This is a genomic window from Mesorhizobium qingshengii (genome assembly GCF_900103325.1).
Lineage (GTDB): Bacteria > Pseudomonadota > Alphaproteobacteria > Rhizobiales > Rhizobiaceae > Mesorhizobium > Mesorhizobium qingshengii.
Window position 1 is genome coordinate 95,358 of the sequence record NZ_FMXM01000007.1, and the last position, 16,177, is coordinate 111,534.

General features: G+C 62.4%; 15 protein-coding genes. 5 read left to right on the forward strand and 10 right to left on the reverse strand.

From position 1 onward, the window contains the following. Positions 1 to 11: 11 nt before the first annotated feature. The 6 genes from BLS48_RS13220 to BLS48_RS13245 all read right to left on the reverse strand — a co-directional run bounded on the left by BLS48_RS13220 (position 12) and on the right by BLS48_RS13245 (position 5,336). A complete protein-coding gene (locus tag BLS48_RS13220; protein ID WP_091578225.1) occupies positions 12 to 236 on the reverse strand; it encodes a hypothetical protein in 225 nt (74 codons plus the stop codon). A gap of 186 nt (positions 237 to 422) precedes the next feature. After that, positions 423 to 1,193, reverse strand: coding sequence for an SDR family NAD(P)-dependent oxidoreductase (locus BLS48_RS13225; protein WP_091578226.1), 771 nt, complete (start codon positions 1,191 to 1,193; stop codon positions 423 to 425). 13 nt (positions 1,194 to 1,206) lie between these two features. Beyond that, complete coding sequence (locus BLS48_RS13230; protein ID WP_091578228.1) at positions 1,207 to 2,202, reverse strand: ABC transporter permease; 996 nt, start codon at positions 2,200 to 2,202, stop codon at positions 1,207 to 1,209. A 126-nt stretch (positions 2,203 to 2,328) separates the two neighbouring features. Continuing rightward, entirely contained in the window at positions 2,329 to 3,369 is a 1,041-nt protein-coding gene (locus tag BLS48_RS13235) for a sugar ABC transporter substrate-binding protein (RefSeq protein ID WP_091578229.1), read from the reverse strand. Between the two features lie 39 nt (positions 3,370 to 3,408). Further along, positions 3,409 to 4,173 (reverse strand): ATP-binding cassette domain-containing protein, encoded by a 765-nt coding sequence (locus BLS48_RS13240; protein ID WP_091578231.1) that lies wholly within the window; start codon positions 4,171 to 4,173, stop codon positions 3,409 to 3,411. Further along, on the reverse strand, positions 4,170 to 5,336 hold the full coding sequence (locus BLS48_RS13245) for an ROK family transcriptional regulator (RefSeq protein ID WP_091578232.1): 1,167 nt from the start codon (positions 5,334 to 5,336) through the stop codon (positions 4,170 to 4,172). Before BLS48_RS13245 ends, BLS48_RS13240 begins: the two co-directional genes overlap by 4 nt. A 299-nt stretch (positions 5,337 to 5,635) precedes the next feature. Between BLS48_RS13245 and BLS48_RS13250 the strand changes: the two genes are divergently transcribed. Further along, the gene (locus BLS48_RS13250; RefSeq protein WP_167365069.1) at positions 5,636 to 6,259 is read left to right on the forward strand and encodes a class I SAM-dependent methyltransferase; all 624 of its coding nucleotides are present in this window, start codon (positions 5,636 to 5,638) and stop codon (positions 6,257 to 6,259) included. A 123-nt stretch (positions 6,260 to 6,382) separates the two neighbouring features. On the opposite strand, the gene BLS48_RS13255 is transcribed toward BLS48_RS13250, so the two are convergent. Continuing rightward, entirely contained in the window at positions 6,383 to 7,687 is a 1,305-nt protein-coding gene (locus BLS48_RS13255; RefSeq protein ID WP_091578235.1) for a M23 family metallopeptidase, read from the reverse strand. Between the two features lie 149 nt (positions 7,688 to 7,836). Then, positions 7,837 to 8,304 (reverse strand): peroxiredoxin, encoded by a 468-nt coding sequence (locus BLS48_RS13260; protein WP_091578237.1) that lies wholly within the window; start codon positions 8,302 to 8,304, stop codon positions 7,837 to 7,839. A 95-nt stretch (positions 8,305 to 8,399) separates the two neighbouring features. Between BLS48_RS13260 and BLS48_RS13265 the strand changes: the two genes are divergently transcribed. Beyond that, a complete protein-coding gene (locus tag BLS48_RS13265) occupies positions 8,400 to 11,780 on the forward strand; it encodes a DUF3971 domain-containing protein (protein WP_091578238.1) in 3,381 nt (1,126 codons plus the stop codon). 6 nt (positions 11,781 to 11,786) lie between these two features. On the opposite strand, the gene tyrS is transcribed toward BLS48_RS13265, so the two are convergent. Continuing rightward, entirely contained in the window at positions 11,787 to 13,040 is a 1,254-nt protein-coding gene (tyrS, locus tag BLS48_RS13270) for a tyrosine--tRNA ligase (protein ID WP_091578240.1), read from the reverse strand. Positions 13,041 to 13,241: 201 nt separating this feature from the next. Then, the gene (locus tag BLS48_RS34940; RefSeq protein WP_143019425.1) at positions 13,242 to 13,433 is read right to left on the reverse strand and encodes a hypothetical protein; all 192 of its coding nucleotides are present in this window, start codon (positions 13,431 to 13,433) and stop codon (positions 13,242 to 13,244) included. On the opposite strand from BLS48_RS34940, the gene BLS48_RS13275 reads away from it, so the two are divergent. The 3 genes from BLS48_RS13275 to BLS48_RS13285 are packed head-to-tail and all read left to right on the forward strand — an operon-like array spanning position 13,411 to position 16,166. After that, positions 13,411 to 14,145 carry a glycosyltransferase family 2 protein gene (locus BLS48_RS13275; RefSeq protein ID WP_091578241.1) on the forward strand — a complete coding sequence of 245 codons (735 nt, stop codon included), beginning with the start codon at positions 13,411 to 13,413 and terminating at the stop codon, positions 14,143 to 14,145. The genes BLS48_RS34940 and BLS48_RS13275 overlap by 23 nt on opposite strands. Next, positions 14,138 to 14,473, forward strand: a complete 336-nt coding sequence (locus tag BLS48_RS13280) for a lipid-A-disaccharide synthase N-terminal domain-containing protein (protein ID WP_091578243.1) — start codon at positions 14,138 to 14,140, stop codon at positions 14,471 to 14,473. The genes BLS48_RS13275 and BLS48_RS13280 overlap by 8 nt, the downstream gene beginning before the upstream one ends. Before the next feature lie 43 nt (positions 14,474 to 14,516). Continuing rightward, the gene (locus tag BLS48_RS13285; protein ID WP_167365070.1) at positions 14,517 to 16,166 is read left to right on the forward strand and encodes an ArnT family glycosyltransferase; all 1,650 of its coding nucleotides are present in this window, start codon (positions 14,517 to 14,519) and stop codon (positions 16,164 to 16,166) included. Positions 16,167 to 16,177 lie beyond the last annotated feature (11 nt).

Below are 16,177 nucleotides of genomic sequence, written 5' to 3' on the forward strand. Positions count from 1 at the left end.
CCACCGCCGCGTCAGTGGCGAAGCCCGCGGTGCGGAGTTGGCTGGCCATCAACCGCCGCTTTGCAAATCCGCCGCAGATCGGCATGGATGTTTTTGGAGTCCAGCAACTCGGCCGCTTCCGGGTAGCCTTCGGCCAGCAACGTGGCGACGATCTCGGCTGGCGAGTGGTGAAAACCACCTTCCGCCAAAGCATGAGCCCGCTGGTAGATATGGCCTGTCCTGATTTCGTCTGTCATTCACAAGCACCTCCGTTGGTGAGCACTTCGTGCACAACCTTTGAGATGTATCCGAGTTCCACACAACTTTTGAGGGGAAATTTACCCGCTGATGTACTGAGCACCGGATCTTGCGCTTGAAGTCGCGGCTCGCCTTCCCGCTCGCTGCCAGGAGACACAGCCGGTCCGTTGCCGTTGGCGCATGGATCAGGGCGGCAAGAGGCGAAAATCATTACCCTCCGGCAGCAATTGCCCGCCATCGACGACAATGGTCGTGCCGGTGATGTAGCTGGCATCGTCGGAGGCGAGGAACAGGAAGGCATTGGCGACATCGCGCGGGCTGCCAAGCCGGCCGAGCGGGATGGAGTCCTCCATGTTCTTGATATAGGCGGCGCCGCGGTGAAGCTCGATCGCTTCGGTGAGGATGTTGCCGGGCTCGACGCCGTTGACGGTGATGCCATAGCCCGAGAATTCGAGCGCGGCGGCACGGATGAAGCCGTTGATTCCGGCCTTGCTGGCGGAATAGTGGCCGTGCCCGGGGCTGGTGACGTGCGGGCCGGTAATGGATGAGGTGAAGAGCATGCGGCCGAAGTGCTGCGCCTTCATCGGCACAAGCGCTGCGCGCGCGGCATTGAAAGTGCCGCGCAGATTGACGGCCATGACGCTATCCCAGTCGTCCGAGGTGGTGTTCTCGATCAATTGCCAGGGATAGATGCCGGCATTCTGCACGATGATGTCGAGGCGGCCATGGTGCTTCAGTGCCGTCGTCACGGCGGCTTCTGCGTCACTCATCCGCGAGATATCGGTGCGGATGAAGGGGACGCCGAGTTCGACAGCGGTTGCTTGCCCGGCTTCGACTTCGTTGTCGGCGAGCACGAGTTTTGCCCCTTCTTCGGCAAAGCGCAGCGCGATGCCCTTGCCGATGCCGCGCGCGCTGCCGACGATCAGCGCGACCTTGTCTTTTAACCGGTTGGTCATGCGAGCCGTCCTGTCATGCGAGTCTTTGGCGAATGGTTTGCTTGAAAGCGTCGAGCAGCACGGCGGCCAGCACCAGCAGGCCATGGATCACCTGGGTGAAGTTGGCCGGGAGGCCCATGAGGTTGATCGCCGTGTTGATGGCCGAGAGCAGCAGCACGCCGGCATAGACGCCGGGCAGGGTGCCGACACCGCCTTTCAGGCTGACGCCGCCGATGACGACCGCGGCAAAGGCATTGAACAGCAGGCCGACGCCGAGATTGGCGGTGGCGCCGGAGGTGCGGATGGCCAGCAGCCAGCCGGCGAGGCCGGCGATGGCGCCGGCGAGCACGAAGGCGATGATGAGATTGCGGTTCACGCGGATGCCGGCGCGGAACGTTGCCGTCTCATTGCCGCCGATCATGACGAGATGCCGGCCGAACGGCGTCTTGGCCATGATCAGCGAGAAGACCACGAAACAGGCAACTGCTATCCAGGCCGTCAGCGGCAGGCCGGCGAGGCGCTGGATGCCGAACCAGCGGATTGCCGGTGCAAGGTCCTGCGCCGAGCGGCCGCCCGAAATGACCAGCACAAGGCCTCGTACCCAGATGTAGGAGGCCAGGGTGATGATGAAGGCGCTCATCTTCACCCTGACAACCAGATAGCCGTTGAAGGCGCCGATGAGGCCACCCACGGCAAGCGCCAGCAGCAGCGAAACCGGAACCATCAACCACTCTGGATGGAGCTGAACGCCAAGGCCAATGCCTGACGAACAGAACAGGATGCCGACCGCCATGGCGCTGAGTGCTGCCACCGATTCGACCGACAGGTCCATGTGACCGGCGATGATGACCAGCGCCAGGCCGATCGACATGACGCCGAGCACGCTGGAAGCCTCGATGATGTTGGCGAAGATGCCGAGCTGGAAATAGTTCGGGATGAAGATGGAAAAGACAACCAGCACGAACAGCAACATGAACCAGACGAGGTTGTCGAGGACGAACTCCAGGGCGTGGCGGGTGCGGGGGTTCATGGGCTGATCCGGCTGGCGCACGAACCCGAAAATCTAATTCGATCTTCGCAGGACCATGCGCAAATTGAAATTGCAGAGGATTGGCTCCGGACCGAGATGGCCCGGAGCGTTTTTGCGGGGATGCTGTTATTCGACCGATTTGACGGTGTCCGTCGGCGGCTTCTGGTTGCCCCAGAAGGCCGGGTTGTCGACGTTTTCCTTGGTGATGGCAGCACCGGGGATCTTGATGTTCGGGCCCCAGGCTTCCTTGGTCACGGTCGATTTCAGGCCGAGCACATCATATTCGCCGGGCTTGATTTCTTCTTTCTTGACGACCTTGTCCATGAACATGGCGATCGCCGCGGCCTGCGCGTAGAGCGGCTGCTCGACTTCGACATTGAGCCAGCCTTTGCGGATCAGGTCGAGGCCGACCGGCGCGCCGTTCGAGCTCATCAGCATGACGTCGCCCGGCTTCTTGCCGGCAGCCTCGAGCGAGGCGACGGCGGCGACCGAGAGGTGAGCGGCATGGCTGAAGATCAGGTCGATGTCGGGGTTGGCGAGCATCTGGTCGGAAACGATGGTGCCGGCGTTGCTGGCCTCCCATTGCATGGCCGGCAGCGAGATGATCTTGACGTCCGGAAACGCCTTCATCTTCTCCTCAAAACCCTTCTGGATGTCGAGCGTGTAGGGATCGCCGGGGTCGCCGAGCACCTGCAGAATTTTTCCCTTCACCGAGCCGTTTTTCGCGGTCAGCAGCTTTTGCGCCTGATCGGCGGCGACGTAGCCGATTTCGACGGTTCCGGCCACGGAGGTGAAGTCCGAAAGCGTCGACGTGATCTGGCGGTCGAATTCGACCACCGGGATGCCGGCGGCGCGCGCGGCCTCGATGGACGGTTTCAGGGCATTGAAGTCGACGGCGGCAAGGATGATCGCGGCCGGCTTCAGCGCGATGACGTCATTCATCTGCGATTGCTGAGCGTCGGTCTTGTTGTCGGCGTTCAGCGTCTTCACCTCATAGCCGACCTGCTTCACGAACAGCTCCAGCGCGCTCACCGAGCCGGTCTGAAACTCATCGAGCAATGTCGGCACCAAGTAATATACGGTTCCCTTGGACTGGGCGAATGCCGGCGTGAGCGTGGCAAAGGCCAGTGCCAAGATACCGAAGACAGCAAGAAGTATTCTCTTCATGTCGTTCGCTCCTGTTAAGCCGGACCCCTCTTTTGTCCCTCAGCCTGCCGGTCCGGCACCGGCAAGCGTCTCACCGGTGATCATGTTGATCACCGCGTCGGGACTTGTTTTGTTGCGCGCGACATCGCCCGCCACGACGCCTTGCCGGATCACCACGATCCGGTCGGCGACCTGGAAGGCCTGCTGCATGATATGGGTGATGATGACGACGCCGATGCCCTGGCTCGCCACCTGGCGGATCATGTCGAGACCGCGCCGCGTCTGTTCGACACCGAGTGCGGCGAACGGTTCGTCGAGCAGCACCAGCTTGCCGCCCCAGTGGACAAAGCGGTTGAGCTCGATGGCTTGCCGCTGGCCGCCCGAAAGATGCTCGACATTGGTGCGCAGCGAAGGTATGCGGGTGCCGGCGGTAGCCAGCGCCTTTTCGACGACGGCCTCCATGGCGCGCTCATCGAGCACCGGAATGCCAAGAACCTTCCTGGTGATCTCGCGGCCCATGAAGAAATTGGCGACCACATCGACATTGGTGCACAGCGAGAGGTCCTGGTAGACGGTTTCGATGCCCGCCGCCTTGGCTTCGGCGGGCGACCTGGCGAGGAATTCCTTGCCCTCGAACAACATGCGGCCGGAAGTCGGCTCCAGCCCGCCGGAGATGATCTTGACCAGCGTGGATTTGCCGGCACCGTTGTCGCCCAGCAACGCCACGACCTCGCCCCGGCCGATCGAGAAACTGATCCCCTTGAGCGCTTCGATCGCGCCATAGTTCTTGGTGACGTTGTCGAGGACCAGCAGCGGTTCGCTCATGCAGCAATCTCCCTGCTTTTGAGAAGGTCGCGCTCGCGCTCGCGTTCGGCAGCGAACATCTGCCCGAAGCGGGGCGACAGCACTCCGGAAACAGCAAGGGCGGCGGCGCCGCGCAACACCGAATGCTGCCCGCCGCGCGCTACGACAATTCGAGGCGTCTTGCGGTCTTTGCGCGCGGAGACGGAGTTGTGCAGGCCCGCGGTCGAGCCAGCCAGCCGCTCGAGCAGTTCGGTGGACGCCAGTCCGCCCAGGATGATTGTTTCCGGATCGAACAGATTCTCGATGATGGCGACCGCGTTGTGGAAGACCGGAGCGACTTCTACGACCCAATCGGCCTCGCTGCCGTTCCAGCGCCGGAGCGCTTCGAGCGAGAGGTATCTTTCGAGGCAGCCGCTGTTGCCGCAGGGGCAATTCTCGCCGCCGGGAACGACAGGAATGTGTCCGATCTCGCCGGCATTTCCCCAGGCGCCACGCAACACGCTGCCGTCGTGAACCATGGCACCGCCAAGGCCGACGCCGAAATACAGGTAGTAGTATTCGGAGAATTGAGCCCCAAGGCCGTAGAGGCGTTCGCCCATGGCCGCGGCCGCCATGTCGGTTTCAAAGAAGGCCGGTAGTCCGGTGGAAGCCGCCAGCCGCTCGCGCAGCGCCACGTCCTTCCAGCCGGCCATGGTGGTCGGACCGACAAAACTCATGGATTCGACGCCGAACGGCCCGGGCAGGGCCATACCAACTCCGAGAACCCGTCCTCCAGCCCGCAATCGGGTCAATTCGATCACCATAGCCCCGATCAGGTCGAAGGCGTGGTCCGGCGTCGCGTTGGGGGCCTCGCGGTAGCTGCTCTCGATCACGTCGCCGCTCAGATTGATCAAGGCGGCGTTGATGCCGAGCGGGGTGATGTGGGTGCCGACGGCATAGCCGCCGTCGGGATTGATCCGCAGGGTCGCCGGCGGCAGGCCACGTCCCTTCGGCTCTTCGCGCAGGGACAGGATGTAACCTTGCTCTTCGAGCTCGCGAACGATGGTCGATACCGTCTGGACGGTGAGGCCGACGCGCCTGGCAATCTCGCCGCGGGCGATCGGTCCATGAAGGCGGATGGACTCAAGCACGATACGCCGGTTGTAGGGCCGGCCGAATTCCTGATTGGTTCCCCGCAGTGCCATGACTTGCGCCCCTTAGGAGAGGGCAGCTTCGCACCAGTTATTTATTCAGTCAAATGGAATTCAAAAATAATTTGCGCATCCTTGGGCGCCGCGGTCCGCAGGCGACGAGGCCATTGCGAACCGGTGTAGGACGGGGCCAAGGAAGGCAAAATCCACGGCGCTTGATTTTCCATCCCGCCTCACTCACAAGAGCACATTTGGTGGAGCGGCAAATAGTGTCGAAACTTACAAGTTTCCTGGAGAGACACGGTCTCAAACGAAAGCGCCAGCCATCAGTAGTTGTGCTTCCAGAACGGCGTATGACGCAAATACTGCATGAGCGCTGCGTTATCGAGGGTGCTGATTTTGTGGCGCCGCACATGGACAATGCATTACTTTTCAACGACCAGCAGCAAATACGAACTTACGCAATTGAGAAGGTGGCGAAGTCCGGGTTTCTGCTGGAATTTGGTGTCTTTGACGGGACAAGCATCAACCATTTTGCCGATAGGCTGACGGCGCGCGGCGACACGCGGCCAATCTTTGGATTCGATGCTTTTCTAGGCCTTCAAGAAAACTGGGCTGGAACTGACTTCCAAGCCAAAGGTCAGCAGTTCAACAGGGACGGCCTTGTGCCGAGGGTTCGGCAAAATGTGAGCCTGATGAAGGGCTGGATCGAAGATACGCTTCCAACGTTTCTTAAGCAGCATCAAGGCCCGATTGCTTTCATTCATGTGGACACGGACACCTACACACCCTGCAAAGCTATTCTCACGCTCTGTAGGGATAGGCTCGTCAGCGGCAGCGTCATCCTGTTTGACGAACTGCTCTGCTACCCAGGATGGCGATTTGGAGAGTGGAAGGCGCTCAACGAGGTGTTGAAGCCAGAGCAATACACTTGGGCAGCCTTCGAAGAGCAGCGGGCCGCGCTTGTCATCAATTGATGACAAGGGTTACCCCCACTGCTCTAACGGGCGTCGAATGTGTCAGTTCCGCCTGCTGGCGCACGCGATCGGGCGCACCGGCGAAGGCTATAATTCCCCGGCCTGGACCAGGGGTTGAGCGCCTCAGAGATACTGGGCGACCTTCTTGCCGACAGTCAGGAAGCGCAAGGGATCGATCGCTTCGCCATTGTGGCGGACTTCGTAATGCAGATGCGGGCCGGTCGAGCGACCGCTGCTGCCGGTCTTGCCGATGACGGCGCCGGCGTCCAGTTTCTCGCCGACGGTCACGTCGATCTCGCTGAGGTGCCCGTAACGCGTCGCAAAACCATTGCCGTGGTCGACCTCCACCATGCGGCCATAGCCGCCGTTCCAGCCGGCTTTGGTGACGACGCCGGGCGCCGTGACCTTGGCAGCCATGCCGATCGGGGCCCTGAAATCCATTCCGGAATGCAGTGCGGCGGTGCCTAGGAGAGGATCGGTGCGAACGCCGAACGGGCTGGTGACGGAGTGGCCGGGGGCCGGATTGGCAAGCGGCAGCTGGCGCGCTTCCTTCTTGAGCTGGTCGAGCGTGTCCAGCGCCTCGTCCAGTTCCTTGACCTTGCTGTCGAAGATCATCGAACTGTCGAGCGGTATCAGCGGTCCGCCGACATCGCTGTTGCTCCTGCCGAAATCACTATCGACCGGCAGGCCCGCCGCTACGAGCGCCTGGGTGATCGCGTCGGCGCTCTTGTAGGCGTTGTCGGCAAGCGTGCTGATGCGGCTGAGCTGCTCGCTCTCGATGGATTTCAGCGACTGGTTGATCGACACGAACAGTTTGTCGGCGCGATCGGCGGCTGAATCGTTAGGCAGCGGGTCGGAGCGGGTCGACCAAAGTGAGAACGGCCTGGTGTCGCCAGCACGGGGGTTGGCGCTCAGACTGGCGACCGCGTAGTTTTGTACAGGCTGGTTGATGCTGCCGGTCACCTCGGCGGGTTTGTCCGGCTTCCCAACCGCTGCCGGATTTTGAGCTGGCGCCGTTCCGACTTCATTCTCGGCGCGTTCGAGCAGCGGGCCGAGGCGGCCATGGCGCTGGCTCAACTGGCTCTGGCGTTCAAGCAGTTCGCTGACCTTGGTTTCCATCAGCTGTTGGTCGAGCAACTGGCGGCTGGTGATGCGGTCGACCTGGGCGCGAAGCGCCGAAATGCGATCTTCGTAGGCCTGCTGCATACGGGCCTGCCGCGCCGTGGTCGCGCCGATCAGGTCATCGCGCAGTACGAGGTAGGAGGTGGCCAGCAGGTAGCCGACGACGATGGCGGCCAGCGCTGAACCGAGAAATGCCGCGAGCCAGGGGCGGACCGTGAAGTGCCTGATCTCATTGCCCCGGGCGATGATGACTGTATGGGGCTCCTTGCGCCTGCCGAAGACTGCTGACTGACCGGTTGCGTTCACGGGACCAAGCTTTCGTTACGACACCACGACTGCTTGATTACACATTATTAGGGTTAACAAAGCTTTGCGGTGTCGCCTTGCCGTCAGCGATGGCCCGCTAGGCGGGCATTAGGTTGCGGGGAAGGCGCATCAGCCTTGCCGGCAAGAACTCAAAGCGCGCGGACAGCCTCCAGCACGTCCTCGGCATGGTCCTTGACCCGGACCTTGCGCCAGACCCTGGCGATCCGCCCATCACGGCCGATCAGGAACGTCGCCCGCTCGACGCCCATGTATTTGCGGCCATACATCGATTTCTCGACCCACAGATGATAGGCCTCGATGACCTTGCGCTCCTCGTCGGCGGCGAGGTCGATGGTGAGATTGTATTTCGATTTGAACTTGTCGTGCTTCTTGGCGTTGTCAGGTGACAGGCCGATCACCACGGCACCGGCCTTTTCGAATTCGGGCTTCAGCTGCGAAAAGCTGATCGCCTCTTGCGTGCAGCTTGTTGTGTCGTCCTGCGGATAGAAATAGAGCACAACGGGCTTACCCGACAGGGCGGCAAGGCTGAGCGATCCGCCGCCGTCCCGCGGGAGATCGAATTGCGGCGCAAGATCACCTACATCGAGGTCAGCCATACCAATGCCCTTGTTTGAGGTTACGCGCGAAGCCACACCGATATAGGGTCGAACGGGGATTCGTCCACGATCGAGTTCGTACAACGGAAAATTGCGTGGATCAGGAGCAACCGCAGCACGAGAAGATTCGGTTCAGGCGTGATGAGATCACAGACCTGGGGACTTTTCCGTCCGCGTGCCGTGTGCCGCCGCTCGGTCAGGCGTCGATCGGACGCGGCTTTCGCATCCTGGCAAGGGTGTTCGCCGGCTTCGCCAGCCTCGTGTTGTTGGCGGCTGTCGTTGTCTATCTGGTCGGTGTATCTGGCGTTGGCTCCGAGCGGCTTCGGGCGGAAGCGGAAACCGCCATTGAGAAACTGGCCGGCCTCGATGTCGATGTTTCGGTCGGACCGGCGCGCATCACCCTTGACGGATCGAGCTTCATTGCCCTGCAGGTCAGCGACGTCAGCCTGAAGACCGCCGACGGCAAGCCGATGGCGGATGCTGGCCGCGTGCGTTTCGGCGTGCGCCTGATACCGCTGTTGTGGGGGGACGTGCGGCTGACCAGCGCCAGGATATCCGATGCGCGCATTGTCGTGGCGGCGATGCCGACCAGTGGCGACTGGACCGCGGCCCTGCGCAACGAGAACGGCCTCATCGATCCGGAGAAACTGTCCGATGCGGTGTTCGGCAACATCCACCGCGCGCTCGACGCGGTGCGGGAAGATTCGCTGCGCCGGATCGATCTTCGCAACGTCGAATTCGTGCTGCCCGACACCGCAACGATCAGACGGGTCAAGATCACCGACGCCACCGTCGCGCAGTCGGGGCCGGGCGGCGTGGAGTTTTCGTCACAGGCGGAGGTCGACGGCAGGGTGGTTACCGTCGCCGCTTCCGCCACCCGCGATATCGCGGTACACCGCGTGACGGCGCTGAATGCGAGCATCGATCTGGCGGATGCCGGTGACACCACGGCCGCTGCCGGCAAGTTGGGCGCGGTCGCACTGAAGCTGACAGGATCGGAAGGGACCGGCACGAATGCTTCGCGCCTTACGGCCGCGCTGTCATCGACGGGGTCCGTGTTCGATCTTGACGCTCGTGGACTGCTGCCGGCAGATGTCGGTGTCGATGCGACGCTGGTTGCGGGCAGCAACAAGATCCAGGTGGACAGGCTGCTGCTGAAGACCGGCCGCTCGACATTCAATTTTGCCGGCTCGGTAGGGCCGAAGCCGGCGACGGGGGCTGCCGGTGAGGAGCCGTCCTATCGTTACGACCTGACCAGCGACGGTTCGACGTTGGCGCCATCGGAGTCGCCAGAGCCCGCGCTTGCTTTCCTCGCTCGAATTGCCGGCGTCTATCAGACCATAAGCCATAAGTTGGTGGCCGAGCAGATCGCGCTTCGTTCCGATTCCAGCGGCGAGGTGCTGGGCACCGCCGCCGTGGAATTCGTCGACGGCAAGGCGCCTGGGATCAATCTCGCCTTCAACGTCCACAACATGCCGGTCTCCCACGTCAAGCAGCTTTGGCCGTGGTTTTCGGCGCGCAATGCGCGGTTGTGGGTGCTGGACAATCTGTTTGGCGGCCGCGTCGTCGACGCCAACCTTCAGTTCCACGTCGTGCCGGATCGCCTGGGCAATGGCGTGCCGCTTTCCGCCGACGAGGTGTTCGGCCGCTTCCAGATCGAAGGCTCGCGTTTCGACACGGCCGGCCGCATTCCGCCGATACGCGACGCGGTCGGCGTCGTTGGTTTCCGTGCCAATGATGTCGATATCGCGCTGACCTCGGGCACGGTCTTCATGCCCAGTGGCCGTACAGTCGCGGCTAGCAACGGAACGCTGACGGTCAAGGCGGCGAACCATCCACCGGTCATCGGCTCGCTCGACCTGGACGTCGAGGGCGAAGCGCCGGCAATCGCCGAACTCGCCTCGTATGAGCCGATCAACGCCATGCGCCATGTCGGCTTCCTGCCGGAAGACCTGTCCGGCAGCGTCACCGGCCACGTCAAGGCGGACATCCCGTTGCAGTCCGGTATCGACACCTCGAAGCTAGATTGGCTGGTGTCGCTCGACTACACGGGCCTTTCATTGGCCAAGCCTTTCGAGGGCCAGACCGTGGCGGATGCCGACGGCTCGATCACGATCGACCCCGAAAAGGCGGTGATCTCCGCCAAGGCAGCGCTGAACGGCATGCCGGCCGAGCTCGATCTCGTCGAGCCGCTGGAGGACGGCGGTCCGGCGCGCAGCCGCAAGGTGGCTCTGGTGCTCGACGACAAGGTGCGTGCCGCCGCGATGCCCGGCCTGACGCCGCTGCTTGCCGGAACGGTGAAGGTCGCCATCGACAAGAGCGGTACCGGCAACCAGAACGTCTCGGCCGATCTGACCAATGCCAGGCTGGACATTCCCTGGGCGGGCTGGAGCAAGGGCGCGGGGGTTCCCGCCAATGTCACGTTCGTCATGACCAAGTCCGGCGACACCACGACGCTGTCCGACTTCAATCTCGACGGAAAGACTTTCTCCGTCGACGGCAGCGTTGTGCTGGTCAATGGCGCGCTGTCGTCCGCACGGTTCAGCAAGGTCGCCCTGAACAGGGGAGACGACGTCGCGGTGTCGGTGAAGCGGTCGGGCAAGGGCTATGCGGTCGACGTCAATGGCAACGTGCTGGATGCCCGTTCTCTCATCAAGCAGTTCACCTCGGACGTCGACACAGCGACCAAGACCACCGGTTCGGACGCCATTTCGGTCAGCGCCGATGTCGATCAGCTGACCGGTTTCCACGACGAGCAATTGTCCAACCTCAAGCTCGACTACAGCGCGGCCGGCTCGAGGGTGAACGGGCTGAAGGTCAGCGCCACGGCAAGTTCGGGTGCCGCCATAACCATCAGCAACACGACCGGCGAAGGCCGCCGCGCGCTCAACGTGCAGTCCGCGGATGCGGGTGCCATATTGAGGTTTCTCAACATCTACGAACACATGGAAGGCGGCTCGATCACGCTGGCGCTGTCGGGAGCGAGCGACGGTCCGATGAAGGGCAAGGTCGATACGACCAACTTCTTCGTCGTCAACGAACCGAAGCTGGCCTCCATCGTCTCGACGACGCCGGCCGGCGACAGCCGCAGTCTCAACCAGGCGGTCAAGGGCAATCTCGACACGTCGCGGGTGAAGTTCGAACGCGGCTATGCCGAGATCGACAAGGGCAGCGGCTACCTGAAACTGGCCAATGGCGTGCTGCGCGGTCCGCGCATCGGCACCACCTTCCAGGGCACGCTTTATGACCAGGACAACAACATGGACATGACCGGCACCTTCATGCCGGTCTATGGCCTCAACCGCATCTTCGGCGAATTGCCGATCGTCGGCGCGCTTCTCGGCAACGGCCGCGATCGTGGCCTGATCGGCGTCACCTACCGGCTCAAGGGCAACGCCAACAAGCCACTGCTGGACGTCAATCCGCTGTCCGTCATCGCTCCCGGTATATTCAGGTCGATCTTCGAGTACCGGTAATCGACCTCAGGCCGGCCGCACGAGGATGTGCTTTTTCCTGCCGAGTGAAAGCTTTACGACGTTTTCCGGACTCAAATCCCTGGATGTCACCAGCCGACGATCATCGCTGACAGGCTGATCGTTCAAGCGCACGGCGCCACCTTGCACATGCCGCCGCGCTTCACCGTTCGACGCCGCCAGCCCGGCTGTTACCAGAAGCGACAGGATACCGACGCCGGCTTCGAGCTTGGCATTTTCCACCTCGACGGTCGGCAGCGATTCGGCGAGCGCGCCTTCCTCGAAGGTCTTGCGCGCCGTCTCGCTGGCTCTTTCCGCCGCCTCGCGGCCGTGCAGCATGGCGGCGATTTCGGTGGCGAGCACCTTCTTCGCCTCGTTGATCTCGGATCCGCCGAGTTGCTCCAGGCGTGCGACTTCGGTCAAGGGCAGCGTCGTGTACAGTTTCAGGAACCGGCCGACGTCGGCATCCTCGGTGTTGCGCCAGTACTGCCAGAATTCGTAGGGGCTCAGCATTTCCGCATCGAGCCAGACCGCGCCTGAGGCCGACTTGCCCATCTTGGCGCCCGATGAGGTGGTGAGCAGCGGCGTGGTCAGCGCGTAGAGCTGAGCGTCCTCCATGCGACGGCCGAGGTCGATGCCGTTGATGATGTTGCCCCACTGGTCGGAGCCGCCCATCTGCAGGCGACAGCCAAGGCGCTTGTACAGCTCGACGAAATCATAGGCCTGCAGGATCATGTAGTTGAATTCGAGGAACGACAGCGACTGTTCGCGATCGAGCCGGAGCTTGACGGAATCGAAGGCAAGCATGCGGTTGACGGAAAAGTGACGGCCGACGTCGCGCAGGAAATTGACGTAGTTGATCTCCATCAGCCAGTCGGCATTGTTGACCATGATCGCGTCATTCGGGCCGCTGCCGAATTTGAGGTAGGGCATGAAGTTGCGGCGGATGCCGGCGAGGTTGTCGTCGATATCCTGCGGGGTCAGCAGCTTGCGCGCCTCGTCCTTGAAGGACGGATCGCCGATCATCGAAGTGCCGCCACCCATCAGCGCGATCGGCCGGTGGCCGGTCTGCTGCAGCCAGTGCAGCATCATGATCTGGATCAGCGATCCAGCGTGCAGGCTCTTGGCGGTCGCGTCGAAGCCTATATAGGCCGTCACCGTCTCCTTGGCGAAGAGATTGTCGAGGCCGGCATCGTCCGAGGTCTGGTGGATGAAACCGCGCTCGCTCATCGTGCGCAGGAAATCGGATTTGAAGGCGGACATTGTTTCTTTCCCGGAAGCGCCCGGCCGCTGCGGCTCTGGCGTGCATGAACGCGGGCGTTTAGCATCCAAGCGCGATTAGCAAAAGTGGAATCCGGTTTTGTGTCAGATCGCGCGTCAACGAAGAACTCGCGATTAGCAAAAGTGGAATCCGGTTTTGCGGGTGATTGCGCTTGCGCCAGGGATCGCAAGACGCCGAACCGATCACCCGTTGTTGAAACGTTGCAGCGAGCCTTCCGGCACGAATGCTTGCTTCATCGTTTCGGCTGGCGTAATGAGGCGCCGCGCCAGAAGGTTCTTGCAGCCCACGACCTCGAACGGCACCGCACGGCATCCATCCAATGCCATATCCGACGACAGAGCCCGACGCGACATGCCGGACGCATTGATATCCATCGTCATTCCTTGCAGGAACGAGGCGGCAAACCTGCCGCTGCTGATCGATGAGATCGAGGCGGCGATGGCCGGCCGCGAATTCGAACTGATCATCGTCAATGACGGTTCGACCGACGAGACCGCTTCGGTGCTCGCCGAGCAGGCGGCAATTCGCCCGTTTCCGCTGCGGGAATTGCGGCACCAGAAATCCGCCGGCCAGAGCCTATCGGTGCGTTCAGGCGCCTGGGCGGCGCGCGGCAGCATCGTCGCCACGATCGACGGCGATGGCCAGAACGATCCGCAATACATTCCGGTGCTGGTCGATGCCTTGCGGCAGGCCGGGCCCGAGTTCGGCGCTGCACAAGGGCAGCGCCTCAAGCGCCGCGACAGCAAGGTCAAGCAACTGGCGTCGCGTTTCGCCAATTGGCTGAGAAATGCCATCCTGCATGACGAGACGCGCGACACCGGCTGCGGCCTGAAGGCGGTCCATACCGATATCCTGCGCAAACTGCCGTTCTTCGACGGCACCCATCGCTTCGTTCCGGCGCTGGTCATCCAGGAGGGCTACCGCGTCGTGCATTGCGACGTCGTCGATCGTTCGCGCCGCCACGGCAAGTCGAATTATGGGATTTTTGATCGCGGCCTGCAGGGCGCGCTCGATCTCGGCGGTGTCTGGTGGCTGCGCCGCAGGCGCCGCAGAATGCCCAAAGTAGAGGAAATCAGGCATGGGTGACGTGCTTCAGGAATTGGTGACCTGGCTTCACCAGGTTTTCATCAAGCAGTTCGATGCCTGGATCCTGCTCGGCTTCATCGCCCAGTTCTTCTTCACCATGCGCTTCGTCGTGCAGTGGCTCGCCTCGGAGAAGGCCAAGCGCAGCGTCGTGCCGGTCGCCTTCTGGTTCTTCTCGCTGTTCGGTGGCGGCCTGCTTCTGATCTATGCCATCCAGCGTCAGGATCCGGTGTTCATCGCCGGGCAGGCCATGGGCATGTTCATCTATATCAGAAATCTCTGGCTGATCGCGAATGAGCGCAAGGCGGCGGCGATGACCAAGGTCGATTGAGCGGCCTGGGCGTTATTAAGAAAATGGTCGGAAAGGCCCAGACATGGCGCTGAACAGGAATTACATCCTTCTCTTCCTGTTCAGCCTGGTGATGACCGTTTCGGGGCTGGCGTCGATGCCGCCGATCGACCGCGATGAACCCCGCTTCGTCCAGGCCACCAAGCAGATGGTCGAGACCGGCGACTATGTCGACATCCGCTTTCAGGACGCCTCGCGCTACCAGAAGCCGATCGGTATCTATTGGCTGCAATCCACGGCCGTGATGCTGAGCGGCGGGGGCGCCGAAGCGCCGATTTGGGTCTATCGCACGGTCTCGGCGCTAGGCATTGCCATTGCCGTGCTGGCGATCACCTGGACCGGCACCAATCTTTTCGGAGCCAATGCCGGTATCGCCGCCGGCCTGGTCATGGCCGCGATCTTCGCCACCGCGTTCGAGGGCCGCGACGCCAAGACCGATGCGATGCTGCTGGCCTGTTGCGTGGCGGCGCAAGGCGCGCTGGCGCAGATCTATCTGGCGTCACGCCGGAACGAACCTGTCGCCGGCCATCTATGGTGGATCTTCTGGATAGCGCAGGGTGCTGCAATCCTCATCAAGGGACCGATCGCGCCGCTGCTGTCGGCGCTCACCATCGCGGTGCTGTTCGCCTTCGAGCGCGATGGGCGCTGGCTGGCGAAGCTCAGAGTGGGGCGCGGTCTGGCGCTCGTTGTGCTGATCGTGCTGCCCTGGCTTGCCCTGATCACCTGGAAAAGCCATGGCGCTTTCTTGCAACAGGCCGTCGGCAAGGACATGCTTGGCAAGGTCGCGTCGGGCGAGGAATCGCATGGCCTGCCGCCCGGCTTCTACATGCTGACCTACTCGCTGTTCATGTGGCCTTTCGGTCTGATCGCGGTTGGTGCCGGGCTCCAGGCGCTCAACCGGTTGCGCGACGATCCCCGGCTGCGTTTCTGCCTTGCCTGGTACATCCCATTCTGGCTGGTGTTCGAACTCATTCCGACAAAGCTGCCGCACTATGTCCTGCCGGCGTACCCCGGCATGGCGCTGCTGATCGGCTGGCTGCTGACATTGTCGCCGCAGGATGCCAATGCACCGCTCCGGCGCTGGCAAAGCTGGTTGTGGTGGTCGACCGCATTCGGCCTGGTCGTGGTCAGCCTCGGCCTGGCCGTGGTGTGCGTGGGCGCGCCGATCTACCTCACCGGCACCTTCTCATGGTGGAGCATCCCAGCGGCCGCCGCGGCGCTCGGCGCCGGCTACTTCGCCTTTTCGCGGCGGTTGCAAGTGCCGCTTCGCCGCATTGCCGCCGTCGCGGTCTGTGCGGGCATCACCTATGCCTTGTTGTTCGGCATCATTGCGCCCTCGCTGAAGCCGGTCTGGCTGAGCCCGGCGATCGAGGCGGCTGTCCGCGCCAACAGGCCTTGCGACACCACCGTGCTTGCCTCGGCGGGGTATCACGAGCCGAGCCTGGTGTTCCTTGTCGGCACGAAAACGGTTCTGACCGACGTCGATGGCGTCGCCAGGCATCTTCTTGCCGACCCTGCCTGTGCGTTAGCACTGGCGCAGGTCGGCGATGAGCAGAAACTGAATGGCCTGCTGGCGGCACAAGGCAAATCCGCGAACCGCGTTGCCCGGATCGACGGGCTCAACTATTCGTCGGGAGACAAACTGTCGCTCGGCCTTTACCGTGTGGTTCAATGACGGCTGTTCGA